This is a genomic window from Mucilaginibacter sp. GW821-FHT07G05 (genome assembly GCF_059418565.1).
Genome location: NZ_JBWKQC010000012.1, coordinates 43,563 through 61,927, shown reverse-complemented (window position 1 = coordinate 61,927; position 18,365 = coordinate 43,563). Strand labels below are relative to the sequence as shown.

General features: G+C 43.8%; 15 protein-coding genes, 1 tRNA gene and 1 riboswitch. Of the genes, 4 read left to right on the top strand and 12 right to left on the bottom strand.

Translation table 11 applies throughout. The features are described 5' to 3' along the window. The 3 genes from AC07NA_RS23480 to AC07NA_RS23470 all read left to right on the top strand — a co-directional run bounded on the left by AC07NA_RS23480 (position 1) and on the right by AC07NA_RS23470 (position 2,529). The gene (locus AC07NA_RS23480; RefSeq protein WP_494900238.1) at positions 1-939 is read left to right on the top strand and encodes a phosphatase PAP2 family protein; all 939 of its coding nucleotides are present in this window, start codon (positions 1-3) and stop codon (positions 937-939) included. 215 nt (positions 940-1,154) lie between these two features. Further along, positions 1,155-1,907 (top strand): hypothetical protein, encoded by a 753-nt coding sequence (locus tag AC07NA_RS23475; RefSeq protein WP_494900236.1) that lies wholly within the window; start codon positions 1,155-1,157, stop codon positions 1,905-1,907. 67 nt (positions 1,908-1,974) lie between these two features. After that, entirely contained in the window at positions 1,975-2,529 is a 555-nt protein-coding gene (locus AC07NA_RS23470; protein WP_494900234.1) for a CAP domain-containing protein, read from the top strand. Positions 2,530-2,532: 3 nt separating this feature from the next. Here AC07NA_RS23470 and AC07NA_RS23465 read toward each other — a convergent pair whose 3' ends face one another. The 8 genes from AC07NA_RS23465 to AC07NA_RS23430 all read right to left on the bottom strand — a co-directional run bounded on the left by AC07NA_RS23465 (position 2,533) and on the right by AC07NA_RS23430 (position 13,784). Next, the gene (locus AC07NA_RS23465; protein ID WP_494900232.1) at positions 2,533-2,802 is read right to left on the bottom strand and encodes a hypothetical protein; all 270 of its coding nucleotides are present in this window, start codon (positions 2,800-2,802) and stop codon (positions 2,533-2,535) included. A 110-nt stretch (positions 2,803-2,912) separates the two neighbouring features. Further along, positions 2,913-3,596 (bottom strand): pseudouridine synthase, encoded by a 684-nt coding sequence (locus AC07NA_RS23460; RefSeq protein WP_494900230.1) that lies wholly within the window; start codon positions 3,594-3,596, stop codon positions 2,913-2,915. Positions 3,597-3,645: 49 nt separating this feature from the next. Further along, on the bottom strand, positions 3,646-5,169 hold the full coding sequence (locus AC07NA_RS23455) for a hypothetical protein (RefSeq protein ID WP_494900228.1): 1,524 nt from the start codon (positions 5,167-5,169) through the stop codon (positions 3,646-3,648). 27 nt (positions 5,170-5,196) lie between these two features. Next, entirely contained in the window at positions 5,197-6,618 is a 1,422-nt protein-coding gene (locus tag AC07NA_RS23450) for a hypothetical protein (RefSeq protein ID WP_494900226.1), read from the bottom strand. A gap of 4 nt (positions 6,619-6,622) precedes the next feature. Further along, positions 6,623-7,957 (bottom strand): DoxX family protein, encoded by a 1,335-nt coding sequence (locus tag AC07NA_RS23445; RefSeq protein ID WP_494900224.1) that lies wholly within the window; start codon positions 7,955-7,957, stop codon positions 6,623-6,625. Positions 7,958-7,988: 31 nt separating this feature from the next. Further along, positions 7,989-9,374: a RagB/SusD family nutrient uptake outer membrane protein gene (locus AC07NA_RS23440; RefSeq protein ID WP_345212936.1), complete on the bottom strand. Its 1,386-nt coding sequence runs from the start codon at positions 9,372-9,374 to the stop codon at positions 7,989-7,991. Between the two features lie 4 nt (positions 9,375-9,378). Further along, the gene (locus tag AC07NA_RS23435) at positions 9,379-12,543 is read right to left on the bottom strand and encodes a SusC/RagA family TonB-linked outer membrane protein (protein ID WP_494900221.1); all 3,165 of its coding nucleotides are present in this window, start codon (positions 12,541-12,543) and stop codon (positions 9,379-9,381) included. A 623-nt stretch (positions 12,544-13,166) separates the two neighbouring features. Further along, positions 13,167-13,784: an HAD family hydrolase gene (locus AC07NA_RS23430; RefSeq protein WP_494900219.1), complete on the bottom strand. Its 618-nt coding sequence runs from the start codon at positions 13,782-13,784 to the stop codon at positions 13,167-13,169. A 138-nt stretch (positions 13,785-13,922) separates the two neighbouring features. Here AC07NA_RS23430 and AC07NA_RS23425 point away from each other — a divergent pair, with 138 nt between their 5' ends. Beyond that, the gene (locus AC07NA_RS23425) at positions 13,923-15,134 is read left to right on the top strand and encodes a hypothetical protein (RefSeq protein ID WP_494900217.1); all 1,212 of its coding nucleotides are present in this window, start codon (positions 13,923-13,925) and stop codon (positions 15,132-15,134) included. 71 nt (positions 15,135-15,205) lie between these two features. Here the strand turns inward: AC07NA_RS23425 and AC07NA_RS23420 are convergent, their stop codons facing one another. From AC07NA_RS23420 to AC07NA_RS23405, 4 genes are all read right to left on the bottom strand, one after another. Continuing rightward, positions 15,206-15,922, bottom strand: a complete 717-nt coding sequence (locus AC07NA_RS23420; RefSeq protein ID WP_494900215.1) for a superoxide dismutase — start codon at positions 15,920-15,922, stop codon at positions 15,206-15,208. 111 nt (positions 15,923-16,033) lie between these two features. Further along, positions 16,034-16,104, bottom strand: a tRNA-Cys gene (locus tag AC07NA_RS23415). Positions 16,105-16,216: 112 nt separating this feature from the next. Beyond that, positions 16,217-16,852, bottom strand: a complete 636-nt coding sequence (locus AC07NA_RS23410; protein WP_494900214.1) for a peroxiredoxin — start codon at positions 16,850-16,852, stop codon at positions 16,217-16,219. Between the two features lie 40 nt (positions 16,853-16,892). Next, positions 16,893-18,029 (bottom strand): cysteine desulfurase family protein, encoded by a 1,137-nt coding sequence (locus AC07NA_RS23405; RefSeq protein ID WP_494900212.1) that lies wholly within the window; start codon positions 18,027-18,029, stop codon positions 16,893-16,895. Between the two features lie 105 nt (positions 18,030-18,134). Continuing rightward, positions 18,135-18,249: riboswitch (SAM riboswitch) on the bottom strand. Positions 18,250-18,365 lie beyond the last annotated feature (116 nt).

Below are 18,365 nucleotides of genomic sequence, written 5' to 3'. Positions count from 1 at the left end.
ATGGCACAAACTGCTGCCGCAGTTAAAACATTAAACACCACATCGGTACTTACTGTTTCGCTTGCTTCTATTGCATACCTGCTGCTATCATGGCTGCTGGTAGGTTTTAAAACCGACCAGTTATTTCTCGTATTTCTTTTTAACGCGTTCTTTTACGCGTCGGGCATTACGCGTAAGTTTATTACAGGTTTTGCCATCTTCGTGATCTACTGGATCATTTATGATTATATGAAGGCTTTTCCTAATTATGATTATAACCCGGTACATATCGCAGGCCTGTACAATGCCGAAAAATCTATCTTCGGGATTAATTTCAACAGCAGCCTGCTTACCCCCAACGAATACTGGCGACTAAACAGCCTTACATTTTTAGATGTAATGAGCGGTATATTTTACCTCTGCTGGATCCCCGTACCTATGGGTTTTGCGGTTTACCTGTTTTTTTATAACCGCAGGCAGTTTTTGAGCTTTCTACTCACCTTCTTTTTGGTTAACCTGCTGGGCTTTGTGGTTTATTACACCTACCCTGCCGCACCGCCATGGTATGTGCAGCATCACGGTTTTGATTTTATTAAGCATACTCCCGGCAATACCGGCGAGCTATTTAAATTCGACCGCTTTTTTGGGGTGAATATATTTCAAACCATTTACGCTAAGGGGTCAAACGTTTTCGCGGCTATGCCTTCGCTGCATTCATCGTACCCGGTTATTGTGCTGTATTATGGCATTAAAAACCGACTGGGTTGGGTTAACCTGTTTTTTGGTTTGGTGATGATAGGTATATGGTTTTCGGCAGTGTACACCAGTCACCACTATGTGCTGGATGTATTGTTTGGTATTACAACCGCTATTGTGGGTATTATCACTTTCAACCTGCTGTTTACCAAAGTGGCTTTTCTGCGCAACTTTTTAAATAAGTACGAGCTGCTGATAAAATAATTTCCTGAACATTTATTGTACTAAATATTATACTAAGCCGATGATCTGCATTATCGGCTTATTTTTTATCCGGAATATTTTTCAACCACCAAATGCCCGAAACATACTTAAAGGCTATAATGTTTTTATGCGGATGAAATAATTTGGGCAGAAGCAAAATTGGGGCATTCTATTTGTTGTAGGCGTAATAAGTTATTTTACAGCCTGTACAGTATATGAAAAAACTGCTTACCCTGATTACAATTATTATTGCCGTTTCCATAAGATCATCAGCCATTGCCGGTGATACCGATACCCTCCGTATTGGCCTTGATAGCCTGAAACAACAATTGCAACTAACTACTAACGATTCGCTGAAAGGCCCCATCTATATTCAAATAGCCGGTGAATACATGCTGCAATACGATAGCCTGTTGAATAAACGCCAAAAACTCAATTGCCAAAACGAGGCCCTTAACTATACCTATCAGGCGTTGCATGTGTACAGCAAATACAGCGATACTACAGGTTTGCGTACTTCTTTTGATAACCTGGCTAAGATATATCATACTCAAAAAAAATACAGCCAGGCCAAATGGTTTATATTGCAATCGAACACGCTATCGCGGATGAAGAATGATACAGCCAACATTATTACATCGCTGATAAAACTGGCAGCCATAAAAACCGATATTAAAGATTATACCCTTGCCATGCGCGATCTGAACGAGGCACTCGCGCTATCCACCCATACCGGCGTTGCGCCTAAACAGGCTGTGGTGCAAAAAAGTTACGCAAGGCTGTATACCAAAATGAAGGATAAAAAGAAGGCCTCAATAGCGCTTCGCAAATCAAAATTATTGAGCGATACCTTACGCATCAATACCGCTAAAACACTCAGCATAGCCGATAATCAACCGGTAAAAAAGAAAGCGTTGAATAAAAGAACCGCTAAACCTGTTGTGACTAAAAAGCTGGCATCTATCTGATCTTGATTTAAAAATCAGCAAAGCCACATAATTAAACCACCGGCTTTATCGTTTGTCATACTGATATATGAAACGATTGGGATTAAGTATAGCAGGATTAAGTTTTATATTGATACTGCTTAGCAACACGCAGGACTACAGTAACAGCAGTTTTAAGCAGGAGTTTTTAGACCGAATAAACCGCGTGCGCCAGTCCGGTTGCAAATGTGGTACGCAATACATGCCGCCCGCACCTCCCCTGGTTTGGAACGAACAACTCGAAAAGGCTGCCGAAGGCCATGCCGAAGATATGGCCAAACGCAACTACTTTAACCACGAAAGCAAAGATGGCCGCCGCATTCAGGACCGTATTATTAACGCGGGGTATACCTACAAAGGTTTCCGTAGTTTTGAGATTGGCGAAAACATAGCCTTTGGGCAAATAAGCATTGAGGAAGTACAAAACGGCTGGTTTAAAAGCGAAGGCCATTGCCGCAACCTCATGAACCCGGGTTTTAAAGAAGTGGGCGTATCAACCAGTAAAAAGTATTGGGTGCAGGATTTTGGCGGTCGCGAAGAGTTTTCGAAAGAGCAGCAACTAATGATTAAGAAAGGTGCCAAGATCATTCAGAAACGTGGCTAAATGCTACAGTTCGTCCTGCTCTTCGTTTATCCTTTTTATGTAGAGCATTATTTCGTTTACCTGCTGGTAGCTGATGTCGCCGAAGCCGTTATACTCCCAGTTTTCCATCTTACTGTCAAACACGATCTCGCCCAAACCTACAGGCCCTTCAGAAAGTTTATACACACCCGTTGAATGCAGCATCCCGTTTGGAAGGGTTTCATTTACAGGGATAATGGAAATAACACGATACTTTCCATCATGGAATAGTCTATAACTAACAGGGGCTAACATAACACGCTTTTTTAATAATTACAACGTGCCTTACAATTTTGTTTTTGAAAACGTGATGCTAAATCGTTATTGAAACAATATTTTTACGAGATACTGATTTCGGCTATTGATTACAAAGCCCAGCCCATCATATCCATAACCTGTTTAAAACCAGGCAATACAGGCGCGTTTATAGTTACCTGTTCACCGGTTACGGGATGTTTGAACGCTAAATTTTCAGCGTGTAACAACATGGTGGTCATGTCCCACTTCTCTTTAAAAAACCTATTTTGCTTATTGCAGCCGTGTGTGCGGTCGCCAATAATAGGATGAAAAATATGGCTTAAATGCTTACGGATCTGATGCATACGCCCCGTAGTGGGCACCACCCTTAGCAGCGAATACCTTGAAGTGGCGTGCGCGCCCAGCGGTACATCAATTTCAGCACGATGTAAGGTAGTGTAAGCGGTAAAGGCCTCCTGCAAAGTTCCGTTCTCCTTACGTAAGGCGTAATCTATCTCGCCGCTGTCATCAGTATAACCACGTACTATGGCCAAATAGCTTTTGCTCACCTGGTTTTCCATAAACTGCTGCTGCATGGCTATCTCTGTTGGTTTATCGAAAGCAAACAGCAGCAGTCCGCCGGTTTTCCTGTCTATACGGTGCACGGGGTTCACCTTTTGGCCAATCTGATCGCGGAGCATTTGCAGGGCAAACTCCTCGGCATCAATGGCAATGGGCGAACGGTGCACCAGCAAACCATGTGGTTTGTTAATAGCTATCAGGTGTTCGTCGCGAAAAAGAATATCAAGCATGCTGTTTATGTAAACCGCAAAGATATTCTAATTTCCGCTTATCGTTCATTTATGGTGTAAACGTGAGTTTGGTATCGCGCTCGGCAGCTAACGGGTATTGCTGATGGGTACGGTCTAACACCACGTAAATAGAATCTTTAAACTCGTTTGTTCCCCACAAAATAACCCGGTTTGCCGTTGGCCTGCTGTAATGTAGCTCCTGTTTCTGATCGCGGTTCGCTTTGTTTTTGTTGATAAGATGCAATACGTGATTAACCGTATCGGCCTTATAATAATAGTATTGCCTGCCGCCTAAGCCGGATAGCTCCCAGGTGATACTCAGATCGCGCCCCTCAGCGCTGTGCTTCTTCTTTTTCTTTCCCTCTTTGAACCTACGGATATCGCCGCGCCAGTCAAAATGCCATTTCCCATCGTACACCTCATCATTGCCGGGGTAACTGCCTGCGGCAAACATTTCTATCTGTTGCGGCCTGTTGGCTACCTTAAAGCTTAATGACGACCATTCTTCAAAAGCGGCATCGTGCCATCGTATACTATCCAGCGGCGAATACGGGATCACCTTGCCGTTCAGCTTAAACTCGGTTACATTGTAGTAGCCCTTTGCTCCTGCTAAACCTGGTGTGTTCGGGATCTTATAAAAATCGTTATGCGTATAGCCATACACTTCAAAAATGAAGAACAACAGCACGAATACAAAATTGAACGAATACTTAATAGCCCAGCGCAGGTATTTTTGCCAGCGCACTTTAAATACCGGGTAGTAATGCACTATGCGGGTATTCACTTGGTTCACTATCAAATTCCATATACCGGGCAGATCATACCATAAAATAAACAGCGAAACAGCGGCCAAACCTGCGCTTGGTACATGCTCACCAATATCATAAGCGTGGTTTGCTATCGCGATGTTACCGAACACCACAAAGGTAATAGCCGCGCCTAATCCCGTAGTTTTACGGAACAGCAGCAGGAAGCCGCCTATAAATTCGGCGAAGCCCAAGAACACTTCGTAACGCGGAGCTACCCCTATTGCCTCCCAATACAAACGTTTGGCGAAAAAATCGATAAACTCGGTATTATACAAGCCCTCGTTTCCGCTGGGCATTTGCATAATGAACAGCTTTTTATACCCCCAGGCGATAGCGGCATAAGCCACACGGTAACGGGCAATTACCCTTACCCAATAGTAGAGCTTATGATATTCTTTACTGTTTTTATCAAGTTTTGTCCAGATAGCCGCGGTAAGCAAGGCTACCAGCAGCACAAGGGGCACGTTCACATAACTCTCCAGCCCAAAAAAGCCGCTTGCCGAAAATATGTTTATGAACTGCGGATTAAAGAATGCCACAATTTCGGTAAGCTGCCGGTAGTTTAAGTGGGCATAATCGATATTGTAAATGAACACATAAAAGCCTTCATCTAACGGGATAGAGAACAAACCGAAAAACACGAAGGCTATGCGGAAAGCTATCTTCTCGATATTTGTCCAGGGGTTAAATTCAAATGCCTGTGCCGGTATTTTCACTTCGGTATTAGCGGGAGCGGTTTGGGGTTCGGTAATTACTTCAGCCATGATTATTAATTGCTAAAATTTATATTATCAGGGTTTATCAATAAAGGGCTTTTCGCGGCCCTCGTAAAGCGCGTATTGCTTGTCGTTTCTGTCCAGCACTACATAAATGGGTTGTTTATACTCGTTGTTGCCCCATAATACAATGCGGTTATTATTCGGCCGGTTATAATGCAGCAACAGCTTTTCGTCCTTATATCTTTTGTTCTTGTTATATAGCACAAGGATCTTTTTCACGGTGTCGGCCTCATAATAATAATGTCTGCGGCCACCGCCGGTACCTGCCGACTCATACGTGCGGTCAACATCTTTAAACTGCTTGCCCCGCCCCGCTTCGCCATGTATATTGAAGATGTTGAATACTGTAAATGATATGGTAGACCATTTTTCGAACGTTACATTTTGCCAGCGTAAAGAATCAAGCGGCGAGTATGGCACAGACTGATTATTCACCTTAAATTCGGTAACCTCGTATAACCCACGTGAGTTAGCCAATCCCGGCTTTGCAGGTACTTTGTATGAGTCGTGCTTGTAGTTATCGTAATGCAGATAAGCGCTCAGTACAAAATAAATAGCCACCGTAAACACTTTAAGCCCAATGCGGACATCCTTTTGCCAGGGCTTGTTGAAGGGAAAATAATACAATTGCGGCTTTACATTTTTTTCGCGCACCAGCAAATTCCATATCGCGGGCAGGTAGCGCCACAATACAAAAGTGCCGCCCAGGGCGTAAAACGATGCCAGCACATGCACGCCACCATCATACACATGGTTTGATATGGCAATGTTGCCTATCATTGATATCGCCAGCGCGGCACCAAACGCCCTTGTTTTACGGAAGAACAGCAATATCATTACCAGCAGTTCGGCCAAGCCTAAAAAGGTTTCGTAGCGGGGTACAAAGCTCAGCTGTATCCAGTAAAGTTTTTGCGCTACAAAATCGCCAAAGGGGGTATTCAGTTGCGTTAAGGCCAGTTCGGGCATTTGCGAAGGGAAGATCTTTGAAAAGGTAAGCCCCTGCAAACGGGTGATCATGGCGAAGGTTACAGCTACCGTAATAAAGTAGTACAATACCCGGTAATTGGTAGTTTTACGGTCAATCAATGTCCAGATGCCTCCACCAATAATGGCGATCACCAAACTTATGCCCCAGTTGATATAACTGGCCAATCCAAATATGCCGCTCTCTGATTTAATACTTGTAAAGTAAAGACCAGAACCACCAAGGCCTCCCAGATCGCGGATATGAGGATTAAGCCAATTTATATTAAACCATTGCTGATAGTACTCCAGCGTGAGCGGAACCGTCAGTATAAAAAAGAAGATAAAAGCGATACGGAAGGCTATCTTCTCGGTATTTGTCCAAACCGGGGCTGCCGTATCTGAACCTGTAGCGGCGGCGTTTACCGCTGCTACAGGTTCTTCTGCAATTGTATCTGTGTATGCTGCCATGGCCTTACAGTTTTATAGGTTTTCTGCGGCCTTCAAACAACAGGTATTTCTTGGTGATCTTGTCCAGCACGGCATATACCGAATCGCGGTGTTCATTTACCCCCTGAACAATAATGGTAGAATCGTTTACCAATTGATAGCTAAGCTGATACTTTTCGTTAGGGTAGTATTTGTTTTTGTTTTGAAGCGATATGGTTCTACCCAGTGTATCAGCCTTGTAGGCATAATAACGCCTGCCGCCTACTCCTGCCGATTCAAAATCGCGGTCGATATCGTTTACCTGGTATACATCGCCTGTACCAGCGTCCAGCTTAATAGGCTTGGCTATCTTGATACTGATGGTCGCCCATTTTTCAAACACTACATTTTGCCAGCGGTTGCTATCGGTAGTAGTATACGGGATCTCTTTATTGTTCAACTTAAACTGGCGTACATTGTAAAAGCCATAGGTGCCTTTTATGCCCGGCGTTTGCGGTAATTTATAGGGCGCGGTATTGTAGTTGGCATAGGTAGTAAAACCTAAAACCACTACAAACAACACAAATACCGCACGTAAACCGATGCGCAGTTTCTTCAGCCTACTTTCGCTGAAAACAGGGTTGAACTTATTGGCGATGGTATAATTTTCCTGGATGAGCAGGTTATATAAACGCGGCGCATCGTAAGCGAATAAGAACAGGGCTATGACTACAAGGTAGGCGCTGTACACCTGCTCGCCGGCATCATAAGCTATATTGGCAGCCAGTACATTACCGGTAAAGCCCAGTATAATACCGGTACCAAAAGTAACCGTACGGCGAAAGAACAGCAGCGCGCCCGCCAGTATTTCGGCTATGCCCAAAAACACCTCGTAGCCTTGTACTATACCTATGGTATGAAAATATATCTTCCAGGCAAAAAAATCGCCGTAGTTGGTGTGCAGGTTGCTTAACGATGGATACGGCATTTGCAACGGGAACAATTTGATGAGCCCGTAAGCGATAATGCCGATAGCCAGCCTGTAACGCAATATTACCCGCAACCAGTAAAGCTGGCTGTCGTAATTCTCTTCTTTTTTTTGCACGGCCGTCCAAATAGCGGTGCCCGCTAAAGCTATCACTATAGCCACCAGCCAGTTGCTGTAGCCGGTAAGTGAAAAGAATTGCGGTGAGTATTTCGATAGGCTGAACAGGTCGTAAAAATTGAGGTGCAGCCAGTTTATCGAAAACAGGGCACGATAAAACTTCCAGTCGAGCGGTACGGCCTGTATCACAAAATAAATGAAGAAGAAGCGCAGCGCCAGTTTTTCATAATTCTTCCATTGCGAAGAATGTCCTTTGGATATATTAAAAAAACTCATACGGTTATAATTTTAATAGCGGTCTGATAAATTAATTGCCTATGTAGCCGGGGTTTTGCGTTAAGTTATGGTCGAGCTGTATTTGCGTAATAGGTACCGGGAACAGTAACTCATAAGCTTCAACTTTAATGTTAGGGTCGATGGCCTCCAGCACTGTTTTAGCCCTTCCGGTACGTGCCAAATCAAACCAGCGGTGTGCTTCCCAAGCAAATTCTACACGGCGTTCGTTCTCAATTGCCAATAGTATTTCCTGCTGCGTAACAGCGGTTGACGGTGCTACTTCTGCCCTTGCACGTACCTGGTTCAAATCGAACAAGGCGCCATCCACATCTGATAATTTATTAAGGTGCGCCCTTGCTTCTGCACGGATCAGGTATATTTCGGCTATCCTGAAAATATAAGCAGGATCGGTAGCATCTTTACGATAGTATAAATTACCAAACCACAAGGTATTACCGGCCTGTGTGACGCTGCCTATTAAGGCTTTACGGCCACCCGATACAGCAGGATCATTCAGTAACTGCACAAACTTATCTGTTGGCGCGTAGCGATAGGTACCGCCATTGGTAGGATGCTGCATTTGCGCACGGATGGTGCTTTGGTTAATGGCACTGTATTCCAACTCAAAGATCGACTCCTGCGTAGCCACCACATTATTGGCAAACCACGAGCTGAAAGGCTTCAACAGTTTGTAATCGGCCGGTTTATCGATCAGCTTGGTTGCAAATTCTTCGGCCAATGCCCATTGCTGGCGGTACAGGTATAACCTTGCCTTTAATGCCCAAACGGTACGCTTTGTAGCACGTATGCGGTTTACTGCATCGGGCAATACAGCTTCGGCTTCGTCCAGGTCTTTTAATACCTGCGCATAGGTTTCATCTAAAGTGCTGCGTTTTATGTTCGGCAGGTCTTGTATGGATGTGGTTGGTTTCAGGATGATCTGCGCGCCGCCCCATGCTCTGGCCAAATCAAAGTAAGCCAGCGCGCGGATAAATTTTGCCTCACCTACTACCTGGTTCTTGGCAGCGTCGGTAAACAAAGGATCTTGCACATCAGGTACGCGGGTAATTACGTTGTTAGCACGGTTAATGGTGTAATAAATAGCCGTCCACGCGGTATTAAAGTTCACATCATCAGCCCTGAAATTCACATTCACCAGGTTAGCCGCGCCGCCTGTAGTGAGGTTTTTCACATCCCCGGTAGGAAAATAACCTAACGTAACATAAGTTTCGCCATAATAACCGGTTGAGCCTAACTGGCGGTATACACCACGCAAAGCGGTTTGACTGGAAATGGCATCGAATATGGGTGTTTCGTCGGAAACAAAGTTTTTAGGCTCGGTTTCAAGGTACTTTTTGCACGACGACAGCGCGAATACCGTTATCAGCGAAAGTGTTATATATGTTAATTTTTTCATGATATTAAAGCGTTAAGTTTAAACCGAATTGAATGGTGCGCGGCTGCGGCGGCACGCCATAATCGTATCCCTGTATGTTATCCCGGCCGATGTTTGATTCCGGATCGGCACCTTTGTATTTGGTGAACAGCAGCAGATTTGAGCCGGTAACAAATACACGCAGGCGCTCAATTTTAGCCCTCTCGGTAAGTGATTTTGGCAATGTGTAACCAAATGACAGTGAGCGCAATCTCACAAACGAGCCATCTTCCAAAAAGCGGCTGTTCTCCTGCCTTGAATAGTTGGCATCAGTTAACCTTGGTACATCGGTAATTTGTCCGGGAGTTGTCCACCTGTCCAGTTGTGAGGCCAGTAACACGCGGTTGGCATCCAGCGTACCACCGGTTTCGCCCAGCATGCGGTTGTGGTTCCATACTTTGTTACCAAATGAGTAAGTAAAGAAGATACCCAGATCAAAGCTTTTATAGCTGAAGTTGTTGGTTAAACCACCAAAGAACTTAGGCCATGTGCTACCTACTATCTGGCGGTCTTCGGCGGTAATTTTACCATCCTTGTTTACATCTTCAAATACGGCATCACCGGTTTGAGGGTCAACGGATAGTTGTTTGTATAACCAGTAAGAGTACAGCGGTTTACCTTGTTGCAGGCGGATCAAATCGCGACCTGCGAATGGAATATCGGCCTGAATCTTATCTATATTGTTTTTATTTTGTGAGATGTTGAACTCGGTACTCCAGTTAAAGCTTTCTGTTTTAACGTTGGTAGATGTAATGCCCAACTCGAAACCTTTATTGCTGATCTGCGCGAAGTTGTTAAAGTAGCTCGGGAAACCTGCTATGGCGGCCAAAGGAATCTTCAGCAATGCATCGCTGGTTTTTTTATTGTAGTAGTTAAACTCAATACCTAAACGATCGTTAAACAAGCCCAGATCTAACCCAACGCTGAACTGTGTGGTGCGTTCCCAATGCAGCTGGCTGTTGCCTAACTGGTATGGCGCCGTACCTGGACCTTCGCTCCCGCCGGCCTGGTCTGAATAGCCATAACCACCATTCCATAATCCGCGAGATGCAAAATCGTCGATGCCTTCCTGGTTACCCACGCTACCATAGCTGGCGCGTAGTTTCAGGTTGCTGATCTGCTGTACATCTTTCAGGAATTTCTCCTGGTTAATACGCCATGAAACACCTGCTCCCGGGAAAAAGCCCCAGCGTTTATCCGAACCGAATTTTGATGAACCATCGGCACGTGCGGTAAACTCTAAATAATATTTTTTGGCATAATCATAACTTACCCTCGAAAAGAACGAAGCCAGCTTATTCACCGAGTTTGACTGCGATGCTGTTTGCAAAGCCGCCGATGAAATTTGAGTATATGAGTCGTTAGGGAAATTCGTACCTGTAGCGGTTACGTTCTTTACAAACTGCCCTTGTATGGTGTTACCAATAAGTACTCCAAAACTGTGGTTTTCAACTTTGTTATTATAGTTCAGCGTTTGCTCGTTAACCAGGGTTGACAGCGCCGTTACGCTCTGCGTGCCCTTACCACCGGCATTACCCAAAATGGTGTTCTTTTGCCAATATTCGTTCTCTTCGTAGTTGTTGTAATCAACACCCACGCTCGAATGGAATTTCAAGTGCTTGCTGATCTCGATATCTAAATAGGTATTACCTATATAATGTAAACTGGTTGACCATAGGTTAACACGGCTGGTTAGCGTAGCGATGTTATCAAAGTTCACCCATTTAAGCGGTGTGCCATTGGCATCAAATATGGGTAGGTAAGTTGGTATGTTTAACGATGCCTGTAACAGTGTACCATTACCCCCATTTGCCGGGCGGGCCTGGTTGCGGTAGCTTCTGCTCAGGGTATTGCTTGTACCTATAGAGATCTTGCTGCTGATCTTATGATCGAGGTTGATCTTCATGCTCTCGCGCTCAAACGACATTGGTTTCCAGATAGATTCCTGGTTGGTATACCCGGCACCTAAGTAGAACTTCGTTTTTTCGGAACCTCCGCTGATGCCCAGATCATAATCGCGCAGGCTTGCGGTACGGTTCAGGTAACTCATACGATCATAAGTAGGCTGATCCTGGGGTAATCCCCTGCCTGCTACACCATTAACAACCTCGCTGGCCGGTCTGAAAGGCTCGGCCTTGCCCATATTGCGGCTGTATTCGTTCACCAGCAAAGCATGCTCGGGGCCGGTGGTAGTTTTCCATACCCTATCGGCTGGCGCTTTCGCGAAACCTTCTGTAGCACTAAACTCTATTTTGGTCTTCTGTCCGTAATTACCGCGTTTAGTGGTTACTATAACTACACCGTTAGCACCGCGCGAACCGTAAATAGCTATGGCAACGGCATCTTTCAGTACCTCGATACTTTGAATATCTGATGGATTTATATCCGCCAATGGCGATGTAGCCCTGTCTTGGCCAATGTTTTGCAGCGTACCGTTATTGGCAAATACACCGTCAATTACATATAGCGGACTATTGCTCGCGTTAATTGAAGTAGCCCCACGTACCCGGATGAAGATATCAGAACCCGGTACACCAATGTTTGAATTGATTTGTACACCGGCTGCCTTACCTTGCAATTGCGCATCAAAGCTCCCCTCGGGTATTGTTTTTGTTTTAGACGGATCTATTTTAGAAATGGAACCTACTACATCTTTACGTTGTTGAGTACCGTAACCTACCACTACCACATCATTTAACTGTTGCGATGCCGGTTGAAGGCGAACTTCGATAGTGCCGCTATTGGCCACAGTTTCCTGCGTGGTATAGCCCACAAAGGTTACAATAAGGGTATACGGGAATTTTTGGCCGGTAACAAATTTAAATTTACCATCGCCATCGGTTGCTACCTGGTGGGTGGTACCTTTTATTGATACCGATGCACCCGGCAAGGTTTCTTTGGTTTGCGCGTCAACTACCCTGCCCTCCAGTGTGGAGTTAATAATGGGAGTATTTTGCGCCTTTGCCGCAAACGGAACTGTTAATATAAGGCTGATAAGCACAAGGGCCGTTTGCCTGTTAAAAAGCGAAAAGAAATTAGTAACACCCGGCTTTGCAAATGTTAAATTACGTGAATAAGCCGGTTTTTTGTTTACTAATGAGCTTTGCAGGGCGGTTTTATACCACTGCCCGGCATTGTCATTTTTTTGCATATTTTTACAATGTTTAATTATATGATTGATTCAGGTGCAACGCCAATTGATAACCTGTTTCAGTTTGATTGAATGCTGGGGAGGTGCCTTGTGCATCTCCTTTATGTTTATTACTGCTGTTTAAGCAGTTAACTGGTTTGATAAATGTTGTATTCCGTTAAACCTCCTTTTTAAATCCGGTAAAATTTGAATGTTTTATTGACTGCCCCGTTGGCGGCAGTGCATACCCGTAGCATGAAAATTTATTTCGAGGCGCAGCAAAACACAGCTGTAAGCAGTTACAGTTAGGTATGAGCAATTAAAAAAACCTGAAAAATTTTAAGACTTATCGGGATGGGGAGATCAGCAACAACAACATACACATACTAAAATATTGTTGTCAATATTTAGCCATTGAGATGGAACAGTATGTGATAGCTTTTTCATTATTGAAAGTACATTGTGGTAATTGACAGCAAACTTATATAAAATAAACTACTAATCCTATAGATTTTATATTTTTTGTTAAATAATTTGTCAAACAGTGCTTCATATACAATATTTTATCCTTTCAAAAACTTAAAAAGACATAAAAAAACCTGCAATGCATTATGTATTGCAGGTTTTTTAAATATTGAGGGAAATTATATCTTGTCTATACGAATCCATTGCATACCGGCGGCTTCGGCGGCTTTTACACCTGCATCGCCATCCTCAAACACCATACACTTTGCCGGATCGGCACCCAGTGCTGCCGCGGCGGCCAAAAACGGATCGGCATGAGGCTTGCCATGCGGGGTTTCCCCGGCGCATACCAATACATCTGCCAGTTCGTATATGCCCAATATGCGCAGCGTTTTTTCAACCGCGTGCCTGTGTCCTCCGGATACTATACCTATCCTGATCTTACCCGCGTTGGCTTTCAAGTGTTCTACCACAAAATCAATCGGCAGGGTATCATCAATAAACTCGTCGAAAAATATCTTGTAGCGTTGCTCGGCAAAAGTTACCGGGTCGAATGTACTGTTAAAACGCTTGTTAATTTCTTCTACTACGTTAACCACAGGCCAGCCGGCAAGTTCATCAACAATGGCGGCGCCATCAAGGTCAACACCGCTTTGGGCGGCCAATTTTATAAACGCTGCTTTATGGGCGGGCATATTATCGGCCAGGGTGCCGTCACAATCATATAAAAAAGCTTCGAAATCGCCGTCGGCCAGTTTGCTTAAGGCCTGGAATTTTTGATCGGTATTTGTATCCATGTATACAAAAGTGTAAAAAATACACCAATGCTTCTGCTACAATTTTGTCAATAAAACATAAAATAGTTTCTTTAATAAAAACTTTTGATTTATATATTAATTTATTATTATATTTATATATAATTAAAGTAACCAATTATGGACCGCTTATTCAAAATATTCGGGACAGTTTTACTCCTTTTAACACTTACAACTACCTACGGGCAAGATAAGCGCAGCTTCTCTATTGACTTTTACGACGGCACCTTCAACGCTGAGATCAACACCGATATGGTTATCGCGGCACCTGCCGAATTAAAACCGGCAGATATAAAAGCCTTTTATAGTAGCATCAGCCAATCAGTCTATCAGCCACTGATGGATTCGCTTTTGGCTTATAAAAACGGCCACCACCTTAACGATTGGCTGTATTATCAACTTATTCGTAAAACAGCGCAGGAAATAAGCCCCAAAGCTGATAATTATAGTCGCTACACCCTGTACAAATGGTTCCTGCTCGCCAAATCGGGCTACGATGCAAGGTTGGCACTTACCGCCGACTACAAAGTGATATTTTATATTTATAACGATGAAGACATAAGCGATATTCCGTTTTTTGAGGTAAACAACAAAAAATACATGTGCCTCAATTACCACGATTATGCTAAAACAGACCTACATAAGGATCCGCCTTACCCGGTAGATATTATAGTGCCCGAAGCTAAAAAGGCATTCTCATACAAGGTTACCCGCATGCCCGATTTTAAACCGGAAAACTACGTAGAGAAAAAGCTGGAGTTTGAGTATAAGCATAAAGTATACCACTTTAATGTGAAGCTGAATAAGGACGTGCAAAGCATCTTCGCCAACTATCCGGGTGTTGATTTTGAATCGTATTTTAACATCCCGCTAAGTAAAGAAACTTACGGTTCACTCATTCCGCTGTTAAAGAAGAACCTGGAAGGCATGAGCCAAAAGAAAGGCATCGATTACCTGATGCGTTTTACCCGCTACGCCTTTTTATATGAAGATGATGAGGAAAACTATGGCAAGGAAAAACGCCTGTCGCCGGAGGAAACCTTGTTTGCCCAATACAGCGATTGTGACGACCGGGCAGCCTTGTTCTTTTATTTGGTACGCGAGATCTACAATAAGCCAATGATAGCCATGCTGTATCCTACACATATAACCATAGCGGTACAGCTTGATAAGCCTGTAGGCAAACCTATAGTTTACAAGGGCAAAACCTATTCGGTATGCGAACCTACCCTGCAACCCGAAGATTTGCGTATTGGCCAGATCTCCTCCAAGCTTAAAAACACTCCCTTCCAGATCGTGTACCATTACGAACCGGAAACAGTAAGGTTTTAACCAATACCTTTTACAACACAAAGCGCCGTGTATTTTTCGTACACGGCGCTTTGCTTTTTATGTTAAATGTTTTATACTAATCTTTTAGCTACGGCATCCCAGTTTACCACATTCCAAAAACCGGCGATGTATTCAGGCCTGCGGTTTTGGTATTTAAGGTAATAAGCGTGCTCCCACACATCAAGCGCTAAAAGCGGCGTGCCTTTTACTTCGGCATTGTCAAATAGCGGGTTATCCTGGTTAGCGGTTGAAGTTACTTTCAGCTTGCCGCCATCATTAACCAACCATGCCCAACCCGAACCAAAACGTTTGGTAGCGGCATCATTAAATTCGGCCTTAAACTTATCAAGCGAACCGAATGAAGCAGTGATAGCATCAGCCAGTTTGCCGCTTGGGCCTGCACCACCCGGTGCACGCAGGCTTAACCAAAAGAAGTTATGGTTCCAGGCGCCGCCTGCATTGTTACGTGCTTTTGCTGATAATTTTGAAGCATTGGCAAAAAATTCCTTTTCGGTAGTGTAGGGTATCTTTTCGGCAACTATGGCATCGTTTACATTTTTAATGTAAGCGGTGTGGTGCTTGGTATAATGTATTTCGTTGGTTAAAGCATCGATGCTTGGCTCCAGATCGGCATATTTAAATGGCAATGCCACCTGTGTAAATTTAAAAGGCTCGGCACCTGCTAATGCATCGGCGGCAAACGCGCCTTTGGCCTGTAAACCTACCGCTATTGCCGCTGTAGCGGTTAAACTTGTTTGTATGAATTTTCGGCGACTTTTATTTTCCATGTCTTTTATTGATATGATGTATTTCGAACTGCAATTTATAAGATAAAGTATTCATATTCTCAACAATTACCTTATGCAACGGTTTTTTGACATTGCAAGTAATTTTTACAGACGTCGCGGGCAGATTCGAACTGCCGTATAAGGTTTTGCAGACCCCCACCTCTCCTCTCGGTCACGCGACTATTTTGTGTTATTGAGTGATTTGGTGAATGAGTGATTGAGTGGGCATGATAACTAATTAACCTACAATGTTGTTATCACATCCTGCACTCATTCATCAAATTGCTCAATAAATTATTTGTTGGGTTGCGGTGTTAAGCGCAAATAAGGTTTAACCTGGGTAAAACCTTTAGGAAATTTGGCCGGGATATCTTCCGTCTTAATTGCGGGTACCACCACCACGTCCTCGCCTTCTTTCCAGTCGGCAGGTGTGGCTACGCTGTAATTGGCGGTTAGCTGTAATGAATCTATCACCCGTAATATTTCCTGGAAATTTCTTCCTGTTGATGCCGGGTAAGTAATGATCAGTTTAATGGTTTTATCGGGCGCTATGATGAACAATGACCTTACCGTTGCGGTTAGCGATGCATTCGGGTGAATCATATCATAAACCTCGGCTATTTCGCGGTGCTCATCTGCTATGATCGGGAAGTTCACTTCCACATTCTGGGTTTCGTTAATGTCCTGTATCCAGCCTTTATGTGATTCTACTCCGTCAACACTCAGGGCAACTACCTTTACATCACGTTTATCAAACTCATCTTTCAATGATGCCGTGCGGCCAAGCTCGGTAGTACACACAGGTGTATAGTCCGCAGGGTGCGAGAATAGCACGCCCCAGCTGTCGCCTAAAAATTCGTAAAAATCTATTTCGCCTAATGATGTTTGCGCCGTAAAGTTGGGCGCTTTGTCTCCTAATCGTAAACTCATGGTGATTATGTATTTATGTTGTTATTTGTATCCTAATTAATTATGCTGCAACCGAATCATAAACCGCTGCTAACACGCTTACTGCATGGTCAATTTCGGCAGCGGTATTGTATTTACTGAACGAGAAACGAATGGTGTTCCTCGATGCATCGGCATTAATGGCCTGTAATACATGCGATGCCGAGCCGGTAGAGCAGGCGCTGCCGCCCGATACCGAGATGTTGTTTTGATCGAGATAAGCTAACAGATCGAAAGCGTTGGCGTTAACCGGCAAGCTCGCGCTTAGCACAGTGTAAAGACTTTTATCTGCAATGGCCGAATTACCATTGAAATATACATCGCCAACCTGTTCCTGTAGTTTATAGATCATCCTGTTTTTTAATGTTTGTATATATTTTTGATGCTCATCAATATCGCGGTAAGCTATTTCCAGCGCTTTTGCCAGGCCAATTATACCGTGAATATTCTCGGTACCTGCCCTTAATTTGCGTTCCTGCGAGCCGCCGTGCAACAACCTCGAAAGTTGTACACCATCGCGACAGTAAAGAAACCCTACCCCTTTTGGCCCATGAAACTTATGTGCCGAAGCTGCTAAAAAATGTGTTTTTAGTTTTGACAGATCGTGGCGGTAATGCCCGATGGTTTGAACCGTATCTGAATGAAAAATTGCTCCGTAGCTACAACAGACCTCGCCTATCAATTCGATATCGTTCAGGTTGCCAATTTCGTTATTGGCATGCATTACCGATACCAGCGAGCGTGTATTGTTTTGCAATAAGGTTTCGAGGTGATCGATATCAAGGTTACCCCTGCTATCTATATTGATGAAGCTTAATTTTATTTCGCCTTGTTTTTGCAGTTCTTCCAGCGTGTGCAGTACCGCATGGTGTTCAAAAGGCGTAGTGATAACGTGTTTTATTTGGTGAGAACGTACGCTTGATAGTATGGCCGTGTTATCGGCCTCGGTACCACCACTTGTAAAGATGATCTCGTTCGGCGACGCGTTCAGTAAACCTGCAATGGTTTGCCTTGCCTGCTCAATAGCACTTTTTACCTGCCTGCCATGCTCATGATGCGACGAAGGATTTCCGAAAAATTCGAGTAAGTAAGGGGTGATGGTGGTAAATACCTCGCTATCAAGTTGAGTGGTTGCGGCGTTATCAAGGTAAATTCTCATTTTGTTTCTCTTTTTATAAATCGTTAACAGTTATGTTTTTGTATCGACTTATCCGGAAAAGAGGCAAAAAAGAAAAGCTGCTGAGCGAGTCTTAAAATATTTGTCATCTTATCTTCCTCCTTTGTGGCGGAGCAGGAATTAGCACCTTTTACAAGCTCAAGAGCCGGTACAGGTTGCTAAGACGTCATAGGGCCTTTCCCTCTGTCTTTCTGGATAAGTATAATAAAGAACAATTATTATGATGCAAACATACACATTTAAACTACTATTCACATAGATTTTATAGTTTTTATTTGAAATAAATTATTTATCACTGATTTACAGCGAAATAAAAAT

What these genes read in the sequence shown, in the direction of transcription:
- AC07NA_RS23430 (WP_494900219.1), bottom strand. Translation starts at nt 13,784, where the DNA reads ATGGATACAAATACCGATCAAAAATTCCAGGCCTTAAGCAAACTGGCC.
- AC07NA_RS23465 (WP_494900232.1), bottom strand. Translation starts at nt 2,802, where the DNA reads ATGTTAGCCCCTGTTAGTTATAGACTATTCCATGATGGAAAGTATCGT.
- AC07NA_RS23455 (WP_494900228.1), bottom strand. Translation starts at nt 5,169, where the DNA reads ATGGCTGAAGTAATTACCGAACCCCAAACCGCTCCCGCTAATACCGAA.
- AC07NA_RS23405 (WP_494900212.1), bottom strand. Translation starts at nt 18,029, where the DNA reads ATGAGAATTTACCTTGATAACGCCGCAACCACTCAACTTGATAGCGAG.
- AC07NA_RS23475 (WP_494900236.1), top strand. Translation starts at nt 1,155, where the DNA reads ATGAAAAAACTGCTTACCCTGATTACAATTATTATTGCCGTTTCCATA.
- AC07NA_RS23410 (WP_494900214.1), bottom strand. Translation starts at nt 16,852, where the DNA reads ATGAGTTTACGATTAGGAGACAAAGCGCCCAACTTTACGGCGCAAACA.
- AC07NA_RS23480 (WP_494900238.1), top strand. Translation starts at nt 1, where the DNA reads ATGGCACAAACTGCTGCCGCAGTTAAAACATTAAACACCACATCGGTA.
- AC07NA_RS23445 (WP_494900224.1), bottom strand. Translation starts at nt 7,957, where the DNA reads ATGAGTTTTTTTAATATATCCAAAGGACATTCTTCGCAATGGAAGAAT.
- AC07NA_RS23440 (WP_345212936.1), bottom strand. Translation starts at nt 9,374, where the DNA reads ATGAAAAAATTAACATATATAACACTTTCGCTGATAACGGTATTCGCG.
- AC07NA_RS23470 (WP_494900234.1), top strand. Translation starts at nt 1,975, where the DNA reads ATGAAACGATTGGGATTAAGTATAGCAGGATTAAGTTTTATATTGATA.
- AC07NA_RS23425 (WP_494900217.1), top strand. Translation starts at nt 13,923, where the DNA reads ATGGACCGCTTATTCAAAATATTCGGGACAGTTTTACTCCTTTTAACA.
- AC07NA_RS23460 (WP_494900230.1), bottom strand. Translation starts at nt 3,596, where the DNA reads ATGCTTGATATTCTTTTTCGCGACGAACACCTGATAGCTATTAACAAA.
- AC07NA_RS23450 (WP_494900226.1), bottom strand. Translation starts at nt 6,618, where the DNA reads ATGGCAGCATACACAGATACAATTGCAGAAGAACCTGTAGCAGCGGTA.
- AC07NA_RS23435 (WP_494900221.1), bottom strand. Translation starts at nt 12,543, where the DNA reads ATGCAAAAAAATGACAATGCCGGGCAGTGGTATAAAACCGCCCTGCAA.
- AC07NA_RS23420 (WP_494900215.1), bottom strand. Translation starts at nt 15,922, where the DNA reads ATGGAAAATAAAAGTCGCCGAAAATTCATACAAACAAGTTTAACCGCT.